The organism is Streptomyces sp. NPDC048604 (assembly GCF_043199435.1).
Classification (GTDB): domain Bacteria; phylum Actinomycetota; class Actinomycetes; order Streptomycetales; family Streptomycetaceae; genus Streptomyces.
In genome coordinates, this window is the sequence record NZ_JBICVX010000021.1 from 51,325 (window position 1) to 74,108 (window position 22,784).

At 69.9% G+C, this 22,784-nt stretch carries 28 protein-coding genes and 1 pseudogene; 19 read left to right on the forward strand and 10 right to left on the reverse strand.

Features of this window, described 5'->3' with window-relative positions; all coding sequences use genetic code 11:
* Positions 1–103: 103 nt before the first annotated feature.
* Positions 104–580, reverse strand: a complete 477-nt coding sequence (locus ACGFMM_RS32330) for a MarR family transcriptional regulator (protein ID WP_393650041.1) — start codon at positions 578–580, stop codon at positions 104–106.
* Positions 577–1,059 carry a MarR family winged helix-turn-helix transcriptional regulator gene (locus ACGFMM_RS32335; protein ID WP_393650042.1) on the reverse strand — a complete coding sequence of 161 codons (483 nt, stop codon included), beginning with the start codon at positions 1,057–1,059 and terminating at the stop codon, positions 577–579. Before ACGFMM_RS32335 ends, ACGFMM_RS32330 begins: the two co-directional genes overlap by 4 nt.
* Before the next feature lie 276 nt (positions 1,060–1,335).
* Between ACGFMM_RS32335 and ACGFMM_RS32340 the strand changes: the two genes are divergently transcribed.
* The 5 genes from ACGFMM_RS32340 to ACGFMM_RS32360 all read left to right on the forward strand — a co-directional run bounded on the left by ACGFMM_RS32340 (position 1,336) and on the right by ACGFMM_RS32360 (position 5,212).
* Entirely contained in the window at positions 1,336–1,536 is a 201-nt protein-coding gene (locus ACGFMM_RS32340) for a hypothetical protein (RefSeq protein ID WP_393650043.1), read from the forward strand.
* Between the two features lie 112 nt (positions 1,537–1,648).
* A complete protein-coding gene (locus ACGFMM_RS32345) occupies positions 1,649–2,176 on the forward strand; it encodes a MauE/DoxX family redox-associated membrane protein (protein WP_393650044.1) in 528 nt (175 codons plus the stop codon).
* Between the two features lie 64 nt (positions 2,177–2,240).
* Positions 2,241–2,840, forward strand: coding sequence for a TlpA family protein disulfide reductase (locus ACGFMM_RS32350; protein ID WP_393650045.1), 600 nt, complete (start codon positions 2,241–2,243; stop codon positions 2,838–2,840).
* A gap of 12 nt (positions 2,841–2,852) precedes the next feature.
* Positions 2,853–4,751: an ABC transporter ATP-binding protein gene (locus ACGFMM_RS32355; protein WP_393650046.1), complete on the forward strand. Its 1,899-nt coding sequence runs from the start codon at positions 2,853–2,855 to the stop codon at positions 4,749–4,751.
* Positions 4,752–4,783: 32 nt separating this feature from the next.
* Positions 4,784–5,212, forward strand: coding sequence for a S26 family signal peptidase (locus ACGFMM_RS32360; RefSeq protein ID WP_393650047.1), 429 nt, complete (start codon positions 4,784–4,786; stop codon positions 5,210–5,212).
* Between the two features lie 142 nt (positions 5,213–5,354).
* Here ACGFMM_RS32360 and ACGFMM_RS32365 read toward each other — a convergent pair whose 3' ends face one another.
* The 4 genes from ACGFMM_RS32365 to ACGFMM_RS32380 form a co-directional block, all read right to left on the reverse strand.
* The gene (locus ACGFMM_RS32365) at positions 5,355–5,744 is read right to left on the reverse strand and encodes a hypothetical protein (RefSeq protein ID WP_393650048.1); all 390 of its coding nucleotides are present in this window, start codon (positions 5,742–5,744) and stop codon (positions 5,355–5,357) included.
* Between the two features lie 183 nt (positions 5,745–5,927).
* Positions 5,928–6,719, reverse strand: coding sequence for a S1 RNA-binding domain-containing protein (locus ACGFMM_RS32370; RefSeq protein WP_393650105.1), 792 nt, complete (start codon positions 6,717–6,719; stop codon positions 5,928–5,930).
* Between the two features lie 191 nt (positions 6,720–6,910).
* Entirely contained in the window at positions 6,911–7,435 is a 525-nt protein-coding gene (locus ACGFMM_RS32375) for an HAD domain-containing protein (RefSeq protein WP_393650049.1), read from the reverse strand.
* Between the two features lie 16 nt (positions 7,436–7,451).
* Positions 7,452–8,945, reverse strand: a complete 1,494-nt coding sequence (locus ACGFMM_RS32380; protein WP_393650050.1) for an amidase — start codon at positions 8,943–8,945, stop codon at positions 7,452–7,454.
* A gap of 103 nt (positions 8,946–9,048) precedes the next feature.
* Between ACGFMM_RS32380 and ACGFMM_RS32385 the strand changes: the two genes are divergently transcribed.
* Together ACGFMM_RS32385 and ACGFMM_RS32390 are read left to right on the forward strand one after the other, a co-directional pair.
* Complete coding sequence (locus ACGFMM_RS32385) at positions 9,049–9,654, forward strand: TetR/AcrR family transcriptional regulator (protein ID WP_393650051.1); 606 nt, start codon at positions 9,049–9,051, stop codon at positions 9,652–9,654.
* A 41-nt stretch (positions 9,655–9,695) separates the two neighbouring features.
* A complete protein-coding gene (locus ACGFMM_RS32390; RefSeq protein ID WP_393650052.1) occupies positions 9,696–10,616 on the forward strand; it encodes a hypothetical protein in 921 nt (306 codons plus the stop codon).
* A 268-nt stretch (positions 10,617–10,884) separates the two neighbouring features.
* On the opposite strand, the gene ACGFMM_RS32395 is transcribed toward ACGFMM_RS32390, so the two are convergent.
* A complete protein-coding gene (locus ACGFMM_RS32395; protein WP_393650053.1) occupies positions 10,885–11,205 on the reverse strand; it encodes a 4a-hydroxytetrahydrobiopterin dehydratase in 321 nt (106 codons plus the stop codon).
* Positions 11,202–12,035 carry a Twin-arginine translocation pathway signal gene (locus ACGFMM_RS32400; RefSeq protein WP_393650054.1) on the reverse strand — a complete coding sequence of 278 codons (834 nt, stop codon included), beginning with the start codon at positions 12,033–12,035 and terminating at the stop codon, positions 11,202–11,204. The genes ACGFMM_RS32395 and ACGFMM_RS32400 overlap by 4 nt, the downstream gene beginning before the upstream one ends.
* 942 nt (positions 12,036–12,977) lie before the next feature.
* Here ACGFMM_RS32400 and ACGFMM_RS32405 point away from each other — a divergent pair.
* The 7 genes and pseudogenes from ACGFMM_RS32405 to ACGFMM_RS32435 all read left to right on the forward strand — a co-directional run bounded on the left by ACGFMM_RS32405 (position 12,978) and on the right by ACGFMM_RS32435 (position 18,038).
* Complete coding sequence (locus ACGFMM_RS32405) at positions 12,978–13,436, forward strand: hypothetical protein (RefSeq protein WP_393650055.1); 459 nt, start codon at positions 12,978–12,980, stop codon at positions 13,434–13,436.
* 257 nt (positions 13,437–13,693) lie between these two features.
* Positions 13,694–14,683 (forward strand): DNA-binding protein, encoded by a 990-nt coding sequence (locus ACGFMM_RS32410; RefSeq protein WP_393650056.1) that lies wholly within the window; start codon positions 13,694–13,696, stop codon positions 14,681–14,683.
* 25 nt (positions 14,684–14,708) lie between these two features.
* Positions 14,709–15,904 (forward strand): annotated as a pseudogene (locus ACGFMM_RS32415) (dihydrofolate reductase family protein).
* A gap of 62 nt (positions 15,905–15,966) precedes the next feature.
* Entirely contained in the window at positions 15,967–16,278 is a 312-nt protein-coding gene (locus ACGFMM_RS32420) for a GIY-YIG nuclease family protein (RefSeq protein ID WP_393650057.1), read from the forward strand.
* On the forward strand, positions 16,188–16,607 hold the full coding sequence (locus ACGFMM_RS32425; protein WP_393650058.1) for a GntR family transcriptional regulator: 420 nt from the start codon (positions 16,188–16,190) through the stop codon (positions 16,605–16,607). Before ACGFMM_RS32420 ends, ACGFMM_RS32425 begins: the two co-directional genes overlap by 91 nt.
* A gap of 99 nt (positions 16,608–16,706) precedes the next feature.
* Positions 16,707–17,471, forward strand: a complete 765-nt coding sequence (locus ACGFMM_RS32430; protein ID WP_393650059.1) for a transposase family protein — start codon at positions 16,707–16,709, stop codon at positions 17,469–17,471.
* 171 nt (positions 17,472–17,642) lie between these two features.
* The gene (locus ACGFMM_RS32435) at positions 17,643–18,038 is read left to right on the forward strand and encodes a transposase (RefSeq protein WP_393650060.1); all 396 of its coding nucleotides are present in this window, start codon (positions 17,643–17,645) and stop codon (positions 18,036–18,038) included.
* 423 nt (positions 18,039–18,461) lie between these two features.
* Here ACGFMM_RS32435 and ACGFMM_RS32440 read toward each other — a convergent pair whose 3' ends face one another.
* On the reverse strand, positions 18,462–18,824 hold the full coding sequence (locus tag ACGFMM_RS32440; RefSeq protein ID WP_393650061.1) for a hypothetical protein: 363 nt from the start codon (positions 18,822–18,824) through the stop codon (positions 18,462–18,464).
* Between the two features lie 288 nt (positions 18,825–19,112).
* Here ACGFMM_RS32440 and ACGFMM_RS32445 point away from each other — a divergent pair, with 288 nt between their 5' ends.
* The 5 genes from ACGFMM_RS32445 to ACGFMM_RS32465 all read left to right on the forward strand — a co-directional run bounded on the left by ACGFMM_RS32445 (position 19,113) and on the right by ACGFMM_RS32465 (position 21,878).
* Positions 19,113–19,664 carry a hypothetical protein gene (locus tag ACGFMM_RS32445; protein ID WP_393650062.1) on the forward strand — a complete coding sequence of 184 codons (552 nt, stop codon included), beginning with the start codon at positions 19,113–19,115 and terminating at the stop codon, positions 19,662–19,664.
* 238 nt (positions 19,665–19,902) lie between these two features.
* Positions 19,903–20,460, forward strand: a complete 558-nt coding sequence (locus tag ACGFMM_RS32450; RefSeq protein ID WP_393650063.1) for a hypothetical protein — start codon at positions 19,903–19,905, stop codon at positions 20,458–20,460.
* Positions 20,457–20,750: a hypothetical protein gene (locus ACGFMM_RS32455; RefSeq protein WP_393650064.1), complete on the forward strand. Its 294-nt coding sequence runs from the start codon at positions 20,457–20,459 to the stop codon at positions 20,748–20,750. The genes ACGFMM_RS32450 and ACGFMM_RS32455 overlap by 4 nt, the downstream gene beginning before the upstream one ends.
* Positions 20,747–20,995, forward strand: a complete 249-nt coding sequence (locus ACGFMM_RS32460) for a hypothetical protein (protein WP_393650065.1) — start codon at positions 20,747–20,749, stop codon at positions 20,993–20,995. Before ACGFMM_RS32455 ends, ACGFMM_RS32460 begins: the two co-directional genes overlap by 4 nt.
* A 697-nt stretch (positions 20,996–21,692) precedes the next feature.
* Positions 21,693–21,878 (forward strand): hypothetical protein, encoded by a 186-nt coding sequence (locus ACGFMM_RS32465; protein WP_393650066.1) that lies wholly within the window; start codon positions 21,693–21,695, stop codon positions 21,876–21,878.
* A 276-nt stretch (positions 21,879–22,154) separates the two neighbouring features.
* Here ACGFMM_RS32465 and ACGFMM_RS32470 read toward each other — a convergent pair whose 3' ends face one another.
* A complete protein-coding gene (locus tag ACGFMM_RS32470; RefSeq protein ID WP_393650067.1) occupies positions 22,155–22,760 on the reverse strand; it encodes a dihydrofolate reductase family protein in 606 nt (201 codons plus the stop codon).
* Between the last annotated feature and the right edge of the window lie 24 nt (positions 22,761–22,784).

Below are 22,784 nucleotides of genomic sequence, written 5' to 3' on the forward strand. Positions count from 1 at the left end.
CGACGAGGCAGGCGGCGGCCTCCGGGGCGACACTCTCCTCGCCTTTGTCGCCCAACTGTCGGAGACCCGGCCCGCGCCGGGCGGTCGCCCGGCCGGAGTCCGCTCAGGCCGCGGCCAGCTCCGCGTTCGCGCGGTCCCTGATCAGGCCCAGTACGCGGCCCGCCACGGCGAGGTCCTCCGCCGGGATGCCGGCGTACAGCCGGGCGGAGAGCTCGGCGCTCTCCGCGGTCGTGATCTCGTACAGCTCCCGTCCGGCGTCGGTGGGCCGCAGGCGGGACGGCTCCGTCGGATCCTCCTCCAGCAGCCCGGCGGCGGTCAGTTCGCCGATCACGCCGCGCACCTCCGACTCGTCGACCTTGAGCGAGCCGATGACGTCGCGGACGAGCGCGTCCCGGTCGAGGGACCCGCCCGCGACCACGACGACCCGGAGGGTCACGCTCTGTTGGAACGTGGCGCCGTGGCGGCCGAGCACGCCCTCCAGGCAGGCGCGTACCGCGTAGTGCGCCACGCCTATCACCCGGCTGTTGAGGGCCGCAGGTACGTTGGCGTTCACGGTGTCCGTGGTGTTCGTGGTGGTCATGACTGCTCCTTGTCGTTCGCGGTGTACGGATCGAGAGGCGCGTCGAGCAGGATCGCCAGTTCACGGGTGAACTGCCGCGTCCGCGGGCTGTCCTGTCCCCCCAGGGGCTCCAGCAACTGGTCCAGCAGACCCTGGACCACCTGGATGGCGCGGCGCGTGACATCGCGCCCCTGCTCGGTGAGCGAGAGCTGCATCGCGCGCGGGTCGCTCGGGTCACGGGTCCGGGCGACGAGCCCGGCGGACTCCAGGGCGCGGGCCAGCTTGGACACGTACAACGGCTCGAGCCCCGTACGGTCGGCCAGCTCCCGCTGACTGGGCCGCAGCCCGGACCGCCCCATGCCGTACAGCGAGGCCATCAGGGCGTACTGCGCATGGGTCATCCCGAGCGGCGCGACCGCACGGTCGACGGCTACCCGCCACTTCATCGACAGCCGCCAGACCAGAAATCCCGCCGTGGCGCGCTCAGTTGCTGAACTCACAGGAAAATAATGTACATGGCTACTATGTACATGGCTACTAAATTCACGGTGTCGTTTCAGCATGTGGACTAGACCAATCATGAACCGGAACGCCGCCCGTCCGCCGCGCACCTTCCTCCACCTGCGCAGGCTTCCGCCGAGCGGACGGCAACCACCCTTTCCTGCACAGAAGTTGGTCTAGACGTTTCGCGAAGCGCGTCATTACGTTGAGCCGCGAACGATCAAGGGAGCTCCCGCCTCACCGTCGTCCTCACTCCTTTCATCCGGAGGAATCTCATGGTCAAGGCCCTTTCCAACCTCGCCGGCCGCGCGCTCGCCCGAGTCCTGCCGCAGAACGAGGCCGCCGCCGCGTGTGCGTGCCCGGCCGGCACCTCGAGCTGGTGCTCCGGCGGCAACCTGTACACCCGCACCTGCTGCTCCTGGAACTGCGCGGTCGCGCCGACCTGCACCACCTACGTCATCATCGGCGCCTGCTGACGTTCCGTCGCACCCTGCGGGGTCCCGGCGGCGGTCCCTGCCGCCGACGGGACCCCGTCCGCCGGTCGCTCCGGCGCCCCCGCGCCCCGGCGCTCCGACCTAGGAGAAGGACATGGACTACCTGCTCTTCGGCGCCCGTTGCGCCATCGCCGTCACCCTGGCCGCCTCCGCGCTCGGCAAACTCCGTGCGCCCGGCGAGTTCCGGGAGACCGTGCGCGACCTCGGCTTCTTGCCCGAACGGCTCACCGCCGCCGTGACCGGAGCCGTCATCGGTGCCGAAGTGGCGCTGGTCGCCCTCGTCTGGCTGCCCGGGGCGCTGGGGGCGGCGGCGTTCGTCGCCGCGGGGCTGCTGCTCATCGCATTCACGGGCGTGCTCATCGTCCTGATCCGCCGCGGCTCGGACACGTCCTGCGCGTGCTTCGGCAGCTCGCGTACGCGGGTGGGTCCCGCCCATCTCGTACGCAACGGGGTGCTCGTGGCGATCGCCGCGCTCGGGGCCGTCGCGGCCTTCACAGCGTCCGGCGGCGCGCTGCCCCCGGCGTTCCCGGCCGCGTTCGCCGCCGCACTGGCGGCCGTCGTGATCAGCGCGCTCGTGATCTCCACCGACACGCTGGTCAGCCTGCTCTCGCGCCCGGCGTGAGCAGCCGAGCCAACCCCCTCCCCCGTCGCCCCTCCCCCGTGAACCGCACCGAAGTGAGGCCCACTTGTCCGCCGTCACCGCCGTCGTCACCTGTCTCAACGCCGTCATCGGCGTCCTGAACCTGTTCCTGCTCCTCGCCCTCGCCCGCCGCGTCGCCTCCGGCGACCACGGCGGACACGCCGGGCACGGCGCCCAGGGCGAGGCCGGGGTCGAGATCCCCGAGAACCGGCTCGCGGACGGCTCCGCCGTCCCCGACTTCCGGGTGACGACCCGTCAGGATGGTGTGCTCACCGGCGCCGACCTCACCGACGCCACGGCCGTGGGCTTCTTCTCCACCACCTGCCGCCCCTGCCGCGAGCAGGCCCCGGGCTTCGCCCGGATCGCCGCCTCGCTGCCCGGCGGCCGCGACCGCGTCGTCGCCGTCATCAAGGGCTCCGGCAAGGTGGCCGAGGACCTCGTCGAGCTGCTCGCCCCCGTCGCACGGGTCGTCGTCGAGTCCGACGACGCGAACGACCCCACCCTGCGGCCGGAGATCAGCCTGACGTCCGAGGCCTTCGGCATCGTGCGCTGGCCCAGCTACGTCGAGGTCGGCGCCGACGGCCGGATCGTCAACCGACTGGCGACGTCGGAGCTGTTCGCGGACGCCGCTCCGCAGGCCGTCTGAGGCCCGCGCACCGTGTTCGGAGAACAGTACGGAGCATCACGCACCAAGGAGCCCCGCCGGTACCGCGAGGCCCTGCGGTCCGCGACGGCCGCCGTCGCACTGGCCTGGCGATCGGGGCCGGGCGGCATCACGGCGTACGTGGCCGTGAGCGTCGCGGGCGGCCTGCTGCCCACCGCGGCGGCCCTGCTGGTCAGCCGTCTCCTGGACGGCCTGAACCAGCCCGGAGACAACGGCCTCGTCACCGTCACCGTGCTACTCGTCGCCGCGACGCTCGGGACGTCCCTCGCCACGCCGCTCGCCGAGTTCCTGCGCGGCCAGTGCACCCGGGCGCTGCGCCTGCGCGTACAGGACGAGCTGTTCGACGGCGTCAACCGGCTGCCCGGGCTGCGGCACTTCGAGGACCCGGCGTTCCAGGACCGGCTGCGGCTCGCCCAGCAGGCGGCCGGCAGCGCGCCCGACCTGCTCGTGGGCTCGCTGGTGAGCAGCGTGCAGGCGGCCGTGATGCTGGCCGGCTTCCTGGTGACCGTGTTCGTCATCAACCCGGTCCTCGGCGTCGTCACCCTGCTCCTTGCCCTGCCCGCCCTGCGCACCCAGCTCACCGCCGGGCGGCGGCGGGCGGAACTGCTGCGCGACACGATGAACAACAGCCGCCGCGAGATGTTCTACGGGAGCCTGCTCACCGACACGGACACGGTGAAGGAGATCCGCCTGTACGGTCTGCAGCGCTTCTTCAGCGACCGGGCGGCCGCCGAGCTGCGGACCGTCGTCACCGCGGAACGCGGCACCGAGCTGCGCAATCTCCGGCAGCGCACGCCCGATCTGCTGCTTGGGGTCGCGGTGTTCGGCGCGGGGCTGGTGTGGGCCGTGCGGGCCGCCCGGCAGGGCGCGCTGACCATCGGCGACGTGTCCGTCTTCATCGCCGCCACCGCCGGCATCCAGCGCGGTGTCGGGCAGCTGGCCAGTACGGCCTCGATCGCGTACCAGGCGGCGCTGACCTTCACCTCCTTCCGGACGCTTCGGGAGGCGCCGGTCGATCTGCCTCTGCCGGCTGCGCCCCGTCCCGTACCGTCGCTCGCCGACCGCGTCGAGTTGCGGGACGTGTGGTTCCGGTACACCGCGGACTCGCCGTGGATCCTGCGCGGTGTGGACCTCACGCTCACGGCCGGTTCGGTCACCGCGCTCGTCGGCGTCAACGGCACGGGCAAGAGCACGCTGGTCAAGCTGCTGTGCCGGATGTACGACCCGACGCGCGGCCGGATCCTGTGGAACGGTGTCGACATCCGGGAGTTCGAGCCGGACGCGCTGCGGGAACGGGTCGCGGCGGTGTTCCAGGACTACGGGCGGTACGACCTGACCGCCGGCGAGAACATCGGCCTCGGGCGGGTCGACCGCCTCGACCGGGAGGACCTGGTGACGCAGGCCGCCGAGGCCGCCGGCATCCACCGACGGCTGTCCCGGCTCGGCGACGGCTACCGCACGCTGCTCAGCCGGATCTTCGCCGCTAGCGGGGCGGCGGGGGCCGCGGAGGGCGAGCTGCTGTCCGGCGGCGAGTGGCAACGCGTCGCCGTGGCACGGGCGTTCATGCGGCGCGACGCGGACATGATGATCCTCGACGAGCCCAGCTCGGGTCTGGACGCGGCCGCGGAGCAGGAAATCCACGACAGTCTGCGGGAGTTGCGGGCCGGCGCGACCGTGCTCGTCATCTCGCACCGGCTCAGCACGCTGCGCGACGCCGACCGGATCGTCGTCCTCGGCGAGGGCCGCGTGGCAGAGAGCGGCACGCACGCCGAACTGCTCGACCGGGACGGCGCGTACGCGCGGCTGTGGCGGCTGCAGGCCGCGGGCTACTCGGCGGGCGACGACGACGCTCCGCCCGCGGAGCCCGCGGCCGTGAACGCGCCGGGACTGTGACCTCGTACGTCCGGAAGGAGTTCCGACCCCCGATGCCGAATCTCGCCGTGGCGGTCCTGACACCGCTCGCCGCCCTCGCCGGCCTGCTGCTCCTGGCCCGCCGGCTGCTGCTCGTCGTCACCGTGCGCGGCGCGAGCATGACGCCGACGCTGACGCCGGGCGACCGGATCCTGGTGCTGCGGCGCTCGGCGCGCCGGCTGCGGGACCGGCGCGTCGTCGTCCTGCGCTCCGACCGCATCCCCACCTCGGGCCGCACCGACCTGGTCGTCAAACGCGTCGCCGCCCGTGCGGGCGCACCCGTACCGTCCGGCACCGGTCGCGTACCCGAAGGCCACCTGGTGGTCCTGGGCGACAACCCGGCCCTCAGCACCGACTCCCGCATCTGGGGCCCGGTCCCGGCGGCGAGCGTGGTGGGCGTGATGGTCGGCCGAATGGGCCGCGCGGACGGCGCCCGGCATTGACCGCCGCCCGGTCCGTGTGATTGAGCGCTTGAGTTGGCACCGCTGGCCTGCTCAAGCACTCAGCCCATCTGCGATCAGACAGTTTCGCCTCGTTCCGGCAGTGAGCCTCGACGGCCCCGGATCGCCGCTACGGGTAAGGGAGTCACAAGTAGCCCGGTCGGAAGGGAACCCAAGCTGGCCCCAGGGAGAGGCGGGTGCGGAGGTGATCGGCGAGGACAAGGCCGGACAGGGCGCCATCGGCAAGCTCCTCCGACCAATCAGCGGCCAAGTCGTCGAGATCGAGGAAGGGCTCGGGGTCCCACCCCACCATGGCAGTGAGGTAACCCTCGAAACGTGCGAGCACCCCATAGAGACCACAGCCGAGCTCCGTCAACTCAGACTCAGTGAGGTCGAACCGCGGCAGGCTACCGTCGGCCGCAACACCATGGCCGACAGCCACCGGCAGGATGGCGAGCTGCGCGGCCGTGCCTGAGATCGACAACATGGGCCGGTGCAGCGGGATCCGGAACGCACCCGCGCGAAGCGTGTCCATGAGCCGGGACACGATAGTTGGAACCGATGCGGCGAGGTGACCTGGCCGTCCTGACCTGCTGGGACGCGCTTGTTGGAACCATCTGGTCACGCTTCTTGCAACGTTCGGCGAATTGCCAATCACGATGCAGCACGGCGACGCCCTCATCGAGAAGATCGAATCGGGCACCAGCATGCCCATTCGCTAGGTTCTGTCTACTCCGCCAGCGGCGCCCAGCCGCACCCGGTGACGCTGGAGGTCGACCTCGGTGACCTTCACCGTGATCAGCTCGCCTTCATCGACGAGCTGATCCGGCGTCTCAACCGGCTCGTCAGTCAGCTCCGAGAGGTGAAGGAACCCCACAACGTCGGGAGCAAGCTGCACGAACACGCCAAAAGGAACGATCTTGGTGATCGGCCCGGTGAGGACCCGGCCGACTTGATCCGCAAAGCGCATGAGTGGATCTTCCTGCAGAGCCTTCAACGAGAGAGTGACTTGTCCGGAGCGCGTTTCGGCAATGATCACCTCAGCGGTGATCCGCTGACCGGCTTCGACTGCCTCGGAGGGGTGGTTGATCCAGCCCCACGTCAGGTCCGGCACCCGGATGAAGCCGGTGCAGAGGCCGTCTGGTTCGCCATCGACGTGAACGAAGACCCCGAAGTTGTGAACCTCGGAGACCGTCCCAGCGACGACCTGCCCTCGATCAAACGCGAGGAGAAAGGACCTCAAGGCTGGAATCTCGCACGCCCTGGCGGAGAGGTGAAGCTGACCTTCGCGCCAACGCCCGATCTCTTCGGCGTTGATCTCCTGGCCGACCTCAAACAGCTCGGATGGATGCTCCATCCGACGCATGGACGCCTCCTGGCGAGGAATCCGACCGACCTCGGTCCCTCCGTCGGCAGCCACAAGCTCCACCAGGAGATCCGCTCCGTCAAACCCGATGACCTTCACCGTTCTCACAGCCCCTGGCTGGAGCTGGTTGATCAAGGACTGCATGCGAGGGTCAGGGGCTGGCTCGGACATGGTGGTGAGCCTAGTCGGCGTCGGCCGCACTGGTTCCAACTCTCATGACCAGGTTCCAACTACCGTGTCCCGGCTCAGTCCAGTTCCCGGATGACGCGCTCACGGTGCCAACTGAACTGCTCAAGTGCCAACTCAGGTGCTCAGTCACAGTCCGGCCCACGGCATCACAACCGCCCGCGCAGCCAGGCGTCCAACTCCACATAGTCGCCCTCGGTCAGCCCACGCCGGGGGTCGACGCGGTGGAGCAGGGCAGGTCCCGGGTGGTGGGCGGCGACCCAGTCCTGGTCGGCGGCAGCGATCTCGTCGTCCACCCAGACGAAGGCGCGCCCCGCCGCAAGGGCGACGAGGGCGCGTGTCTTCCAGTGCAGACCCGTGCGCCTGTCTTCCTCCGCTTCCTGGTCCGAAGGCTCCGGCCAGGACACGATGGGCAGGGCGGGGAGCCCGAGGCGCGGGGCGACGGTCTCGTTCGCCTCTGCCATCCATGTCGTGGCCCAGACCAGTTGGCACGGCAGCGCCGCCAGCCGGGGTCCGTGGGCGGGGTCGAGCCGGGCCAGGAGCGGATTGGCCCGCGGGTCCGTCAGCGCCGGGTCCGGTGCGTACGTCCGGTACGTGGCGGGCTGCGCGCCGAAGGGGATGAGGGGGCCGTCGACGTCGAGGAAGAGCAGCGGGCGCTGCGCGGAGCCGGTCACAGCAGCACGATAGCGATCAGGCGTCCACCTCCAGCGGTGGTTCCTCGTGGGACCACGGGCGGTCTGCTTCAAGCTGAGTCGCCAGGGACAGCAGGTCGGCCTCGCCGCCGAGCGGGGCGACGAACTGGACGCCCAGGGGCAGGCCCTGGGGGGTGCGGTAGCCGGGGACGGACATGGCGGGGCGGCCGGTCATGTTGGCGAGCTGGGTGAAGGGGACGGTGGAGAGGTTGGTGAGGACGACCTGCTGCCACAGGCTCGTCCGGGCGAGACCGCCGACCAGCCCCAGCCGCATCATCGCCCGGCCCGCGGCCTTCACTGCGGCGGGGGTCTCGAGGGCGCCGATGCGGACCGGCGGTTCGGCGAGCGTGGGCGTGAGCAGCAGGTCGTACTGCTGATGGAAGGCGGCGAGGGCGCGGGCGTGTTCGTTGCGGCGGTGGATGGCCTGGTGGTACTTCGTGGCGGGCAAGGAGCGGCCGACCGCGGCGAGGAGCAGGGTGTCGGTCTCGAAGTCCTGGTCCCGCGCGCCGGTCGTGCGGCGCAGTTCGGCGACGGTGGCCGCGGTGCCGGCGTACCAGGCGGTCATGAAGTCGAGCGCCAGTGCCTGCCCGTCGATCCCGGGTTCGGCGGGTTCGACGTCGTGGCCGAGTTTCGTCAGGAGCGCGACCATGTCCTCGACGGCGGCCACGGCCTCCGCGGAAACCGGTGTGCCGATGGGCGAGGCGGTGGTGAAGCCGATGCGCAGCCGGCCGGGCGGGCGCTGGGCGAGTTCCGCGTACGAGGTCTCCGGGCGGGCCGCCAGGTAGGGGCCGCCGGGGTCGTGTCCCGCGGTGAGGACGTCGAGCATCGCGGCGGTGTCCCGGACGGTGCGGGAGAGCACGCCGTCGGTGGCGAGGCCCTGGTCGTACTCGGCGTGGACCGGCCCGGCGGGCACGAGTCCGCGGCCGGGCTTGAGGCCGAAGAGGTGGCAGCAGGCGGCGGGGATGCGGATCGAGCCGCCGCCGTCGTTGCCGCCGGCCACCGGCACGATGCCGGCCGCCACGGCGGCGCCCGAGCCGCCGGAGGAGCCGCCGGGCGTGTGGTCGGAGTTCCACGGGTTGCGGGCGGGGCCGTCGACGGTGGGCTCGGTGATCGACTTGAGGCCGAACTCGGGGGTATTGGTCTTGCCGAAGACGACGAGGCCCGCGTCGAGCCAGCGCCGTACGGCCTCGCTGTGCCGGTCGGGGACGTGCCTCCTTGCGGCGCGCGAGCCGCTGCCGGTGGGCTGTCCGGCGTAGTCCTGGAGCAGGTCCTTGATCAGGAACGGGACGCCGGCGAAGGGACCGGCGAGTTCGCCGGCGGCGCGTTCGCGGGCGAGGTCGTGCAGGGGCCGCACGATCGCGTTGAGCCGCCCGTTGACCGCGTCGGCGCGCTCGATCGCGACGTCGAGCAGTTCCTGGGCCGACACCTCGCGGCGGGCGACCAGTTCGGCGAGCCCCACCGCGTCGAAGCGCCGGTATTCGTCGTACCGCATCGGCATCCCATCACCTAAAACTAGAGGTCGTAGTTTTGCGTTAGGCTAGCCAGGGCCCGAGGGCCGGGACAAGAGCGGAACGAGAAAAGGCGTCAGGCATCCGGTGGCACGCCCCAGTACGAGACTGATCACCCGCGAGCGCATCATGACCACGGCGCTCCGGCTCGTCGACGACCACGGCCCCGAGGCGCTGTCGGTGAGCCGGGTCGCGGCGGAGCTGGGCGTGAAGGGCCCCTCGCTGTACAACCACATCGCGGGGAAGGCCGAACTGGTCGAGGGGCTGCGGGAGCTGCTGACCGAGCAGATCGGCACGGCCCCGGCGGAGCTGCGCCCGTGGACGGTCGCGGCGACGCGCTGGGCGCACAGGTACCGTACGGTGTTCGCCGCCCACCCGCGCGTGGTGCCGCTGCTCACGGCCGAGCCGATCGGCTCGGCGGCGACGCTCGACGCGTACGAGCGGGCGTACGAGGTCCTTCGCGAGGCCAGCTGGCCGGAAGGGGAGGTCCCGGCCGTCGTCCGGGCCATCGAGTACTTCGTCGTGGGCTCCGCGCTCGACCTGATCACCCGCGACCCCGAACAGGCCGAGCTGGGCTTCGAGATCGGGCTGAGCTCGCTGATCGGCGGCCTGGAGGAGCGGCTGCGGCGGCACTTGGAGGGTGCGGGCGAGGCTGCCGGCGGGGCCGCGGGAGAGCCTGCTGGCGGGGCATAACCGCTTGGGCGCCGGCAGCGGGGCCTGAGATCATCACCGGCATGGCGAACTGGGCGATGTACCTCGTGATTCCCGAGGACGGCGGCGCGCACGAGACGTACGCGCCCCGGTTCGGAGCGGTGGGGATCGACCTCGACCTGCTCGCCGGTCCGGACGTCGTCCTGCCGCTCCTCCGCGCCCGCGAACAGTTGCAGGGGCACTGGATCGACGAGGGCAGATGCGAGGCGGGCGCGCTGATCGACCTGCGGCGCAGGACGCTGTTCCTGTTCGCCTCGGAGGGCCCGATCACACGGCTGCGGCACCGCGCCGCCCTGTGGGAGGCGCTGGGCGCGGCCTGGCCGGGCTGGGAGCTGCGCTGGACGTACGACGGCCCGGCGGAGCTGCGGGAGTACCTGGGCCTGGACCCGGAGGACGTCCGGTGGCACGGCGGTTCGCCGTACCCGGAGTTCGCGATGGAACGCGACGACGAGGAGCTGAGCGATCCCGACCCGATGGTGCGGGTCGTCACGATCGGCGCGGATCGCTGCCATGTGCTCGCCGCGACCGGCAGGACCCACCCGGTCGCCGAGGGACCGGAGTTGCTCGCCCGGCTGGCGGACGCGCCGGACCACGGGGTGTACGCCGCACCCGCGGACTCCGGCCTCCACGTGGACCCGGAGCGGCGGCTGGTGGGCTGGTGGCTGCTGGACACCTCGGCGGGCGCGCATCACGTGGCGGAGCGGTGGCCGGGCTGGTCGGTGGAGTTCTGGGCGGACCGCGGGGAGGAGCACGTACGCGCGGCCGGCGGCCGGTTCGTCCCGCCGCCCGTCGACCGCGCTCAGGCGCGGGCGGAGGTACGCGCCGAGGCCCTGGAGCACTGGTCGCCGCAGGACCCCGACGACGTGCCGGGCTGGATGCAGGTCGCCGCGCCCGAGGTGGCGGCGAAGGTCGTGGCGAAGCTGGCGGCCGGACTCGCGGGCTGAGGCGCGAATGCTTCACGCGGGCCGGCCAGCTCGAAGCCCCGCTCACCGTCGGCCCGTCCACCGTCACGACACGGCCGAGGGCCCCTCTCGGTAGGGCGGCGCCGACCGGGCGGGCTTGTGCGGACCGCTTCCATGCCGGCGGGCCCGAGCCGAGCCCTCTGGGTGCTGCCGTGAAGACCGACAGCTGGATCCGGCAGATGGATATCGACTGAACGACCACCGTCCCTCTCGCGCCATGTGTGCGGGAGGGGCGGTTTCGTGTCCGGGGTCAGTCCAGCGGGAGCGCTTGGTGTGCCGCGACGATCGCATCGATGCGCGCCGCGAGGTCGAAGTCGGCCTCAGTCAGCCGGTACCCAACGTCGTGTGTCGTGATGGTCACCCGAAGGTGGTTCATACGCAGGTCGAGGTCGGCATGATGCTGGATCCGCCGCGACCGGTCGGCGATTGTCACGATCGCCGCCACAGCCGCGTGATAGCGGATCTCGTACGTGCGGGTGATCTCGTCGTCCTTGCGCTCCCACCCAGGCAGCGCGTCGAGAAGCTCCGCGATCTCCTCGTCGGACAGCGGTACTGGCACGCCCGTCGTCATCTCCCCTCGGTCACGGTCGCGAGGACCTCGGCAAGGTCCCGCCCGACCGGGGCATCCTGCCACGGCCGCATGGCCCGCTCCAGGGTGCTCAACTCCCGCCGCATCCGCGCCGATCCGGTGTCGACCGCGATGGCCGCGACCGCGCGGGCGATCTCCAAGGCGTGGTCCGGCTCCCGCGCGGCCGCGGCCGCAGTCGCCTGCCGCGCCATGTAGACGCCACGGTCTCGACGCGCCGTGTCCGGCACTCCGGCAAGGACTTGCGACCACAGCGCGCCCGCCTCCGCGCCAAGCCCGAGCCGCCCGTAGCAGGTGGCTCTCTGCACCTCCAGGTAGCCGGGCGTCCGCCGGCACGCGTTGCCCCACGGCATGTCGTCGTCGACTCGGCCAAGGAGCCTGCCAGCCTGGTCGATGAGGCCGTCCACGGCGTCACGGTCGCCGACAAGGCTGGCTCCGTGCGCCTGTTGTTGCAGCGACGTCACGCGGACCTTCGGCGCGAGTCGGTCGGCGTCGTCGAGGGCGGCTTCGCACAGGTCGATGACCGCGTGCCCGTCGCCGAGGTCGGTCCGCACCTGAGCCTGGTTCACGAGTGAGTACCCGATCAGGTGCGGGTCGCGGGAACGCAGTGCTATCTCCTGTGTGACACCGCGCCAGAACGCGGCGGCATCCAGGTCACCGGCGTCCTGGTAGAGCCAGCCGACGAGCGCGGCGTAGGCGGCGCCCACGCGGAGCAGGCCGCCGCGGGTCTCGCCCTTCGCGGAGCGGATCAGCTTGTCAATGAGCTGGGATTGCGCGGACACGGTGCCGATGAGGTCGTGCGGGCCGAGGAACATGTCGGCCCGGTAGTGCCCTTCCAGCTGCTGCTGGAAGTAGTCAATCAGCGCGGGGTCGACATGCTGCGTCGCCTGGGCCCAGGGACGAGCGCGGCGGCAGTGACCGTGACGAAGGCGCGACGTCTCACATCAGCCTCTTCATGATGCTCCGGCCGGATCCAGCCCGGCGGGGTGGTGAATCCGAGGTCCTCGGGCCAGCGGCCGAGGGCGTCGTGGATGACGATGGCGGTCTCCTCCGACGGCCACCCCGGCTTGTCGCCTTCCCACCGTCGCCAGGTGCGCGAGGAGACGTTGAAGTGGGCGTCCTCGAGGAGCTGTTGTCCATGCGCGGTGAGCTGGGATGCCGCCTGGTCGATCGTGCGCCAGCCACGTCGGAGGCGCGCAGCGCGTCGTTACGACTCATGCTGACAGTCTGGGGTGTCATCGGGCCCCCGTTCGGCCATGGCCGCCACGTGGCCGCGGATGGCCACGGAGCGACCTAGTTGCTCGTCAACGTCCCGACCCATCTTCGACCTGTAGCTGAGGGGCATACAGGCGAACGGCACAAATGCCCCCGACGAACGGTAGGAGTGGGCAGCCCCAGCGCATCAGTCCCAGCACGTTGCCGCCAGCCCAGACGGACGGCCAGCAGCGCGGGCGGGACTGCGTTGTGTGCAATGTCGTCCTCGCACCAGGCACGGCCCGAGACCTGAGGCCCCGGCTGGTTTCGCCCTCGCGACGTGATCAGACAGGCCGTAACCCCGCTCTGACCTGCCTGTTCACGACCTTCTGCAACACGCTCTAGAGGCAGCCCGCTCGAAGCGGTCGCCGGCGAACCGGCTCGGCTTCGCGTTCTCATCGAGACCGGCACCGAGCCCTACCGACTCGCCCAGACCAGAGCCAAGCAGCAGCGCAGCTAGGAAATCGCATGGAGATCGACGAAGGCCCTGGCAGGCTGGCGGCATGGTGTCTCCCGGTGATCAAGAACTGAGCACGGCCCTTCGGAATGCCGATTCCCCGGACTGGTCCGTTCGCGCAGCAGTCGGTCGGCTGCTTGCAGCGTCGGACAAGCTCGACGAGGTGGCGGACGTCCTCCACCGTCTCCTCTTGGATCTCCGAGACTCCGCGGTCACCCACGAGACGGCAGAGGCACTGCTTGCACGCAGGGACACCGCCGGCCTTCGCTGCGTGCTACTGGCCAGCAGCCAGGCTGTCGAAATCTGGACCATGGATCAGCTTGGGGACGCTCTGGACAGCCACTATGAGTGGATGACGACCGATGGCGCGGACCGGCTGATCCAGCAACTGCACGAGCTCGCCGCCGATGACGATGCCGGGGTCCGCGACGAGGCCCAAAGGATCCTCTCGCGTCTGCGGCCGCGCGAGGAATGGGCACGAGACTCGGACGACGGCCCACTCTGATCCGACACGACAGCACCGGGCTCCTGACGGAGCGGCAACCACCGCGTGACTCGCCTGTCTCCGGACTACCTGGAAAGCCGTTAGGAGCGGCCCCTGTTCAGCACAGGATGTGCCGCCCGTAGCGCACCAGGGCCGCATGGGGCCAACGGACCAGGGCATGGGCCCAATGCCTCGACGTCCCTGGCCAGCGACGTGTTGGCTCAGACGATGGCGGCTCGGACACGGTCGTCGTCTCCTGCCGCATCCACGGAAGGATCATGTTCGTGCCCGTGCCCCGCCGCGTCGTCCTGGCCTCTGGCCTCGCTGGCCTTGCCGCGACCGCGCTCCCGACCCCGGCTGCCGCAGACGCTATGGCCGCTGACATGGCCTCCCCCGTCGAACACTTCACGCAGCTCCGCCGCGTGGTCATCCAGACGGACAACCTGGTCGGCTCCCGCAACGTTCTGCCCATGCTCCGGCAGCACCTTGCCCGACTCGCCACGCGACGCCGGACCGCTCGTGGCACCGCCGCAGCCGAGCTCCTCGCGCTGGAGACCCGGTATGAGGAGCTAGCCGGCTGGCTCGCCCAGGACAGTGGCGATGAGCGCGCTGCGCAGGGTCACACCGCGAAGGCCCTCGACGTCTCGCACATCACCGGCGACACGGACCTCACCGCGTACATCCTCGGCCGTAAGGCACAGCTCGCTGTCGACACAGGTCACCACGCTGACGCCCTGGGGCTCGCGGCTGCCGCCCGCCATACCTCTCGGCCTGGGAGCCGTCTTGAGGTCATCGCCCTCATGCACCAGGCCCACGCGCCCGCCGTCCTGGGCGACGGCGCCAACGCCCTGACCACGTACGACACCGCTCTCACCCTCCTCGACCGCGCGGACGCCGACGGCGTCTGGGGCTCCTGGCTCGACGAGGCGTACATCAACACCGCCCGCGCACGGTCCCTTGCTGCGCTCGACAGGTACGAGCAGGCCGTCGCTGGCTTCGACACCGCGATCGCCTCACTGCCGCCTGTTTACAGGCGCGACCGCGACGTCTATCTCGCTCGCGCTGCCCGTGCTCATGCTGGCACCGGCAACATGACTCTGGCCGCCGAGATCGGGCTGCAAGCCGTCGGGATCGCCGCTGAGACCGGCTCCGCGCGGATCATCGGGCAGCTCGACCGGCTCGACCAAGCGCTCGCCCCAGCCAGCCACCAGGACGGTGTCGCCGAGTTCCACACTGCGCTCGATCGGATCGTCCTACACCCCGCCTGACCCTTCCCACCTTCTGGAGCTCACCGTGCCTCGCCCGTACGTCCTGCTGTCCGCCGCCGTCTCCCTCGACGGATACCTCGACACCCGCCCAGGCGAGGACCGCCTCCTGCTCTCCAACCCGGAGGACTTCGACCGCGTCGACGCCGTGCGCGCTTCTGTCGACGCGATCCTCGTCGGCGCCGGAACCCTCCGCGCGGACAACCCCCGGCTCCTCGTCAACTCCGAGGCACGCCGGGCGGCCCGGGTCGCCGCTGGCCTGCCGGAATATCCGCTGAAGGTCACCATCACCGGCACCGGCGACCTCGACCCAGACTGGAAGTTCTGGCACCACGGCGGCGACAAACTCGTCCTGGCTGTCGGCAACGAGGCAGCGGAGAAGGCCCGAGCGAACCTCGGCGACCTCGCCATCATCCAGGGCGTCCCTACCATGTCCACCGCCACCTGGAGCGCGGCACTTGACGTACTTGGCGACGCCTACAGCGTGAAGCGTCTCATGGTCGAAGGCGGCGGCACCATCCACACCCAGTTCCTCGAGTGCGCGCTCGCCGACGAGCTCCAGCTCGTCATTGCCCCTCTCCTCGTCGGGCAGGCCGATGCTGTCCGCATGCTTGGCCCCGCCCACTACCTCGGCGGCCCCACCGGCCGTCTCCGGCTCCTGGATGCCCGGCAGATTGGCGACGTGGTACTCCTTCGGTACGCCCCCAAGGACATCTCGACGGAGCCCCGATGAGTACCACTCCCGCCAGCGCTAGCGGCCCGGGCACCGGCCGCGAACCGAACGCCGCAGACCGGGCCTGGCTCACCCTCGCTTGCGAGCTCGCCACGCTTTGCCCCCCGTCGATATCTGCCTTCTCTGTCGGCGCGGTCATCGTCGCTGCCGATGGCTTCGAGCTTGCCCGCGGCTACTCCCGCGAGAACAACCCACACGATCACGCCGAGGAAGCCGCGCTCGCTAAGCTCCCCGCCGACGAACCGAGGCTGGTCACGGCGACGATCTACAGCTCCCTCGAACCCTGCGCGAAACGAGCCTCCCGCCCCCGCCCCTGCGCTCAGCTCGTCCGCGACGCCGGCATCCGCCGCGTTGTGACCGCTTGGCGTGAGCCCGACACCTTCGTGCCCGGTGCCGACGGCGTTGAGCTTCTCCAGGACGCCGGCGTCACCGTCGTCGAAGTTTCAGAGTTCACGGACGCTGCCCAAGCACCGAACCAGCACCTGTTCTGACGCAGGCGCGCAAAGCGGTGGCGTACGGCCTGTCAGTGCCGTACGCCACCATCTAGCACGCCTTGCGAAGGGATGCCCTGTGGGAAAGACCCCGCCCGTTCCACGGACCCACGTGCCTGTACCGCTCCTTCGACGAGATCGGCGACCTCCTCTACGTGGGGATCTCCAACGCGCCCAAACAGCGCTGGAAGCAGCACGCCGCCGATAAGCCCTGGTGGCCCCTTGTCGCGGCCCGAACTGAACGGTGGTTCGAGACCGAGGTGACGCCGAGAAGGCCGAACGCGTGGCACGGCGTGCCGAACAACCGCGCTTCAACACCACCGACTCCAAGGGCCGCAACATCAAGGCCAGGGAGCTCTCCCCCGCGCAGGTAGAGGCTGCCCGCCAGGAGGCCCTGAAGCGGCTGGCGGAGGACGTAAAGGCTGGCGTCTTCTCCCCCGACAAGCTGATCCCACCTCGGAAGGTGCTAGCCGAGAAGCACGGCGTCTCAGAGGCAGCTGTCGACAGCGCAATGTGGGAACTGGAGCAGCAGAAGCTCCTGACACGCGCTACCGGGAATCGCCACATCGTCTCATGCAGGCAGAACACCACCGGCATCACGTCCAGAGACCTGATGCTTCGAGAGATCCAGCAGCACTTCGGCACCGTGCCCTTCACCTGCTCCGAGCTGCACACCGCGACAGGTGGCTTTATCGAGCAGTAGCGGGTTCTGGCACACATTCCGTGAGGACGATCGGCGGCGTTCTGTCACGGTGATGCCGCGTCATCTGGGACCGTGGTGCGGTGTGATGACCTCATCGCGGTGCTGTTTCCGCACTTCAGCGCGGTCCTGGTGGAGCGGGTGTTCACGGAGTGCGGTGTGGTGAACATCGTTGCGAGAACCATCGATGGCTCTGCTCCGTGCCCGGGCTGTGAGCGTCCGTCGGACCGAGTGCACAGCGGCTACGAGCGTCGGCTGGCTGATACTCCGATCGGCGACCACCCGGCGCTCATGAAGCTGACCGTGCGGCGGTTGTACTGCGACTACGCGCTATGCGAGCGTCGTACGTTCGTCGAGCAGGTCGCGGGGCTGACGTTCCGGTACGGGAGGCGGACGCCTGCTTCGCGCCGGGTCCTGGAGGCCGTGGCCGTCGCGCTTGCTGGCCGGGCGGGAGCCCGGCTGGCCGTGGTGCTGCACAGTTCGGTCAGTCGGACGACGCTGCTCCGGCTGCTGATGGCGCTTCCTGACCCCTCCTGGGAAGTGCCCAAGGTGCTCGGGGTCGATGATTTCGCCACCCGCCGCGGGCAGCATTACGGGACCGTGCTCATCGACTGCGAGACCCGCAAACCACTCGCTCTGCTGCCCGGGCGGGACGCTGGGACCCTGGACGCGTGTCTGCGTGACCATCCTCTCTTTGAGCTCTGCGTGCAGGTGAACGGCATTGGTGTGGCCCTCTGCCCAGCGCCTGTCCAGGTAGGGCTTGAAAGGATCCAGCTGGCTGGGCCGGGGTTGCCGCCGGCCGCCGAGCAACTCTTCAGGGGTCGCCGCACGAGCGCATCGGCGGACCGTGTTCCCACTCATGTGTAACTCGCGGGCGATCTCCCGGATGCGGGCTTCGATCGGCGACATCTCCTTTGCCAGCGGCGGTTCGACGTCCGTCTGGTCACCTGGGTCGGAACCGGGTGACCGCAGGCATCCTGTGTGCCGGCGCACGCATTGCTCCACCGCGGTGCCGAGGTTCTGCCACAGGTGAAAGCAGTGAGCGACCTGGACTGCCTGTGGGGCCCCGACGCGGGCACCTTCAGCGTAGGAGCCGGCACGATCCAGCTGACCGAAGTCCTCGCCCGTTGTCCGGAACTCTCGGCGGCCCACCGTCTCGTCCGCAGCTTCGCCGCGATCCTCTCCACCCGCACCGGCCAGCATCTGAAGGACTGGGTTGTCAGCGCGCGAGCCGAGGATCTTCCCGGCGTTCACTCCTTCGCCGTCGGCCTGGAGAAGGACTGGGACGCCGTCGTCCAGGGCCTGACGAGCCGCTGGAACTCGGGTCCCGTTGAAGGCCGGGTCAACCACATCAAGATGGTCAAGCGCCAGATGTTCGGCCGCGCCAAGCTTCCGCTCCTGCGCAAACGGGTGCTTCTCACCGCCGCTCGATGATGGCCTGATCAGGCAGGACGAAGCCGTCGGAGTACGAACTCCGATGGCCAGCAGAGGGTTCGAACAACCACGTTGGTGACGACGAAGTATCCCGGACCGACCCATCCGTCCTCTTTGCCCACAAGCCCCGGACCGTCCTCGCGGTGGTAGCGATGCAACATACGGCGCAGCAACGGAGTCCCAGCCACCAACAAAACCGGTGCGCCGACGACTGCACCGACCGTCACGCCGAGCCGGATTGCATGGATCCGGGCAACGCTCTCTATCCGCATCTCTCCAGTCTGCCGATCAGAGGAGCCCCGTCCAGCGCTCTCACGGAATGCGTGCCAGAACCTCCTAGAGATGAACGAAGCCAGTCCCCAGACCCACAGTCGCGTCTCGTCGTAGTTCCGCTGCTCCCCGCACCCGCGGGGATGGTCCCGGTCAGCGCGCTGCAGCCGCTCCAAAGCGGGCGATCAAGAGCCGGGCCGGGACGTCAGGGGACTGGGCGACCAGGACCCGGCACTGGGCCGGATCTGCCTCCAGTTGAGCGAAGGCGTGCTTCCACAGAAGCCCCGCGTTCTCGAAGTTGGTGACGATCCCATGTTCGTTGGCGTATTCGAGCGAGAGGATCTGGCGCTTGGCCATCGCCTCATCGCCCGCCCACCGGTCCCGGCCGGTCATGCCCACCATGACGCCCCCAGACCGAGGCCGTCCCACGACCGCGGCCTCCACCACCGTGGGCTCATCCTTCTCCGCCGGCCCAGCCTTCATCCAGCCCGACCCGAGGTCGATCACAACGTCCACGCCCTGCACCCTTCGCTTCCAGACGGGCCGTACACGCTGCAGGCCCTCGTTGCCCAACGCGGCCCGAAGCTCCCGGTCACCTGATCGTCAACCCATGACGGTTCGGCACGCATCGTCTGTGCCGCCCGCGGCAAGTACCTGGGCGATCTCAAAACTCAGGCTCTGGCTCAGTTTCTGTGGAACTGCGTCGGCCCCGGACGAGCGCGCTTCACGATCTGCCCCTCGCCGCCCCTGCTGCGTGCGCCACACGCACCATCCAAGTAGTTTGGCTGCGGCAAGATCGCGGTCATGGACCCACAGGTGATAGCCGCCGTCGTCGCCAGCCCCACCGCGCTGATCGCCGCTTGCGCGGCCTACATGGCAGGACGCCACCAAGCCCGCGGAGCCCATCGCGGCCCTGTCGACGCAGTGCGTCGACAGCACCAGCGGGACGCCTATGCCGCCTTCTTACAAGCTGCCGAGACCTACTCTTACGGGACGCGACGCACCGTAACCATTGCCCAGGCTCGCGCGGAAATGACCGATACAGGAGGCACCTTCGAGCGTGAAGGCGTCGAAGCGCGCGCTGTCGTACTGCGAGCGGAGGCTGCAGAGCGGGACGATGCCCTGCGGGGGACACTCCCCGTCGTCCAGCTCGAAGGGCCACAACACGTCGCCGACCTTGCTCAGGAGGTCGCCAACGCGGCCTTTCAGATTCGGCTCGCCGCTCGACAGAGGGACTACTCCGACGCTGCCTCCGTGCAGGCTGCCCGTGATGAGCACCATCACCTCACGCAGGCCATTGCTGCCTATGTGACCGCAGCCCGCGACCACTTGAATGGCGACAACGCCGGCCGATGACCGCCCCTCGGCGCAGCACCACAGAAGTTGAGCCAGAGCCGAAACTCAGCTACATCGTCTTCTCCCAGAAGGACATGCTCCTGGCCCTGAGCGACAAGCACTCTCGCAACTCGTCGACAAAGCCATCCCCGCGGACGAGTACAACCGCCCCGAGTAACACGTGGCGGGATTCGGCCCCGAGTGTCAGCGGCCGCTGAAACACTCGGCGGACCGCCGTTCCCGTACCGAGAGGAATCCCGTGGGCGGCGAGCAGCAGGAGCCGACGCCGGCCGAACTCCGTGTGCTGGCCGCGGAGGCAGAAGTGCTTGAGCAGCGGATACTTCACGCCACGGCCCGGTTGCATGCGAGCGACGAGACACGGGACACGGCATTCCGTCTGGGCGACGCTGCCGAGAATGTGCGCCGCGGTCGGGAGGCACTGGAACTCACCGTTGCTGATCTGGCTCGCGCGCGTACCGCCCGCGATCCGAAGCTGTGCGGCGTGCCGTGGGGCGTGTGTCCCGAGCACGGCAGCACTCTGCGCAGCAGCGGCGGCCGCGCCTGGTGCAGGGCTGCTGGCTGCCAGCGGTCGTGGGGGTACTACAGGCTCGGCACCGCGTGCGGTGAGCCCGTCGCCCACAAGGTCACCGACGCGGCCGGTGGCTCGTTCCTGGCCTGCTTCGGGCACACCCTGGACGCGGAGAAGCGTCTGGAGGGCGGCACCATCGAACCCTGCCCTCGACGACAACCTGACCGTGCTCCGCAGGACGGCTACGCTGGCCCGTACGACAAGCTCGCCCCGGGGAGGCAGACGTGACGGCACGTGAGACGTGGACGGTGGACAAGCTCAACCACGCCCTGCCGCACTCGGCCTCGCGCCAGCAACTCCTAGCGGACGTGAACCTCACCCCGATCGACAAGCTCCCGGCGGTGCTGGACCGGTGGGCCGCGGCCGCCGAGACGCTGCAGGACGCGGCCAGCCGGATCGAAGCCGCCCGCGCCGCCGCGCAGCGCACCGCCGAGCCGGCCAAGGACCTGGCCGACCGCACGGCGGACGTCCTGCGCGACGCCGGCCACCGCAGCGACCGCGGCCAGGGCGCCGCGTGACCTACCGGCTCAGCTTCCCCGCGGACGTCTTCGACACCTACAAGCAGCTCCCCGACACCGCCCGCCAGGACCTCGCGGTATGCCTCGTCGACGCCCAGGAAGACCCGATCGGGCACTCCGAGCCGTACGGCGAAGACGACGGCATCATCCGCACCGTCGCCCGCGGGCACGTCACCGCCGTCATCCTCGTCGGGCACCCAACCAGCACCCTGACCGTCCTGGCCATCGCCTACGCCGGGGTGTAGCCGACCGCCGCGTCGGCTGTGCCGGAAAAGCGGGAGGAGTCGGCCTGGAACGGGTCCCGGCGCTCGCTCCCGGCAGCGGGTGAGATCCTGAACGGATGACCGAGACATCCGCTGCTCTGGCGGCCGCCCGGTGGCCGCTGACCGGGGCCGGGGAGACCGGTTGGTTGCGGGAGCTGGCCAAGGACGACGGGCTCACCGGATTCATGCCGCCGGCCCTGCCCGACGCGGCCTGGGTGCTCCACTCCATGTACGAACACGAACTCGGGCCCACTGACACGTCCTTCGTCGCGTATCAACGAGCCGTGCTGAATGGCGGGGGACCTGAGATCATCCCGGGCCTCGACCCCGCGGAGGTGTTCACGGGCACGGCGGGCGAGCACCCCGGACCGCGTTGGCGCCGTCTGCCCTGGGCGGAGCTCGCGCGGAGGACCGGTGATCCCCCGGTACCCGACGATCGACTGCCCTGCTACCGCTCCTTCCCCTCGCTCCGGAAGTCGGGCGGCTGGCCGGTCGGCATCTCGGCACCGTCGGAGGGCAGCCTGGACCGAGCCGACTGGAACCGACTGGTCGACATCCTCGCCGCACACAGCCCACAGGGCCCGGAAACCCGCTGCCTGGCCTACTACAGCCCGCTGTTGCACGGGGCCGAGGACATCGAGACGTACACGTCCGGGCCGGCGTCCTTGAGGACGCAAAGGTGCTGTACGACCACCCAGAAGAGGACGGTTGGACCCCGTCCAACCTCTGGGCCCAGGACCGGTCCTGGATCCTCTGCACGGACTACGACCTCTGGGGCACCAAGGTGGCGGGCCCTGCGCCGCTCGTCGAGGCTCTCCTCAGCGACACGGAAATCGAGGCCCTACGGCTGCCCTGGGCCCACTGATCCCGACTGCATGTCCGGAGAACGGCCAGGGCCGTCACACGTGGCGCCCGCCGTGGGCCGGCCGCACGGGGCAGGGGTGTACTGGACGACGGTGGTCTCGCACGCCTCGGCATAACCGTCCGCGCGTCGACCTCAGCCTGGTCCGCGAACAGGCACCAGCGGAGCCTCATCGCGGTCCACATCCTCGACCTGAACCGGCCTTGGGGCACATCGGTCTTGCTCCGCGCCCGTCGGCGCCGGCCTGGCGGGGCCGTCCAGACCGGCGGAAGGGGGAAGTCACGCAGGGACAACGAGCGGCGGGTGCTCGAGCACGCGAGGCTTGTACTCGACCAACTGGATGCGGCCGTCGAAGGTGCGGTGGTCGATCATCTCAAGGGCAACATCCGGATAGCCGTCGTAGATACGCTCCTCGCCCGTGGCCCCGGTGATCACCGGGAACATCACGACCCGGAAGCGGTCGACGAGCCCGGCCCGTAGCAGGGACCGGCACAGGCTGAGGCTGCCGATCGTGCTGAGAAGCCCTGAGTCACTCAACTTCATAGCATGGACCGCCTCAACGGCGTCGTCACGGACGAGCGTGGAGTTGGCCCATGTCAGTGGCTCCTCGAGTGAGGAGGAGAACACCACCTTGGAGGCTTGCGTGAGCGCGTCGACGGACGCCTCTTCCTCCGGCCTGAACTCGTCCTGGCCACTCGGGACCTCACCCGCGGCAAAGCCCGACATCAGACGGTAGGTGTTCGCTCCCATCAGGTAGGTGACCTCGGGCTGCTCGCCGAGCCATGCGAGGTACTCCGGGCCCTCGAGGCCCCAGAACCCGGGCCATCCCTCTCCCGATGCGTAGCCGTCGAGGGAGGTGATGAAGTCGACGAGAAGCTCCGACATGGCAGTGTCCTTCCTAGGGTGTCA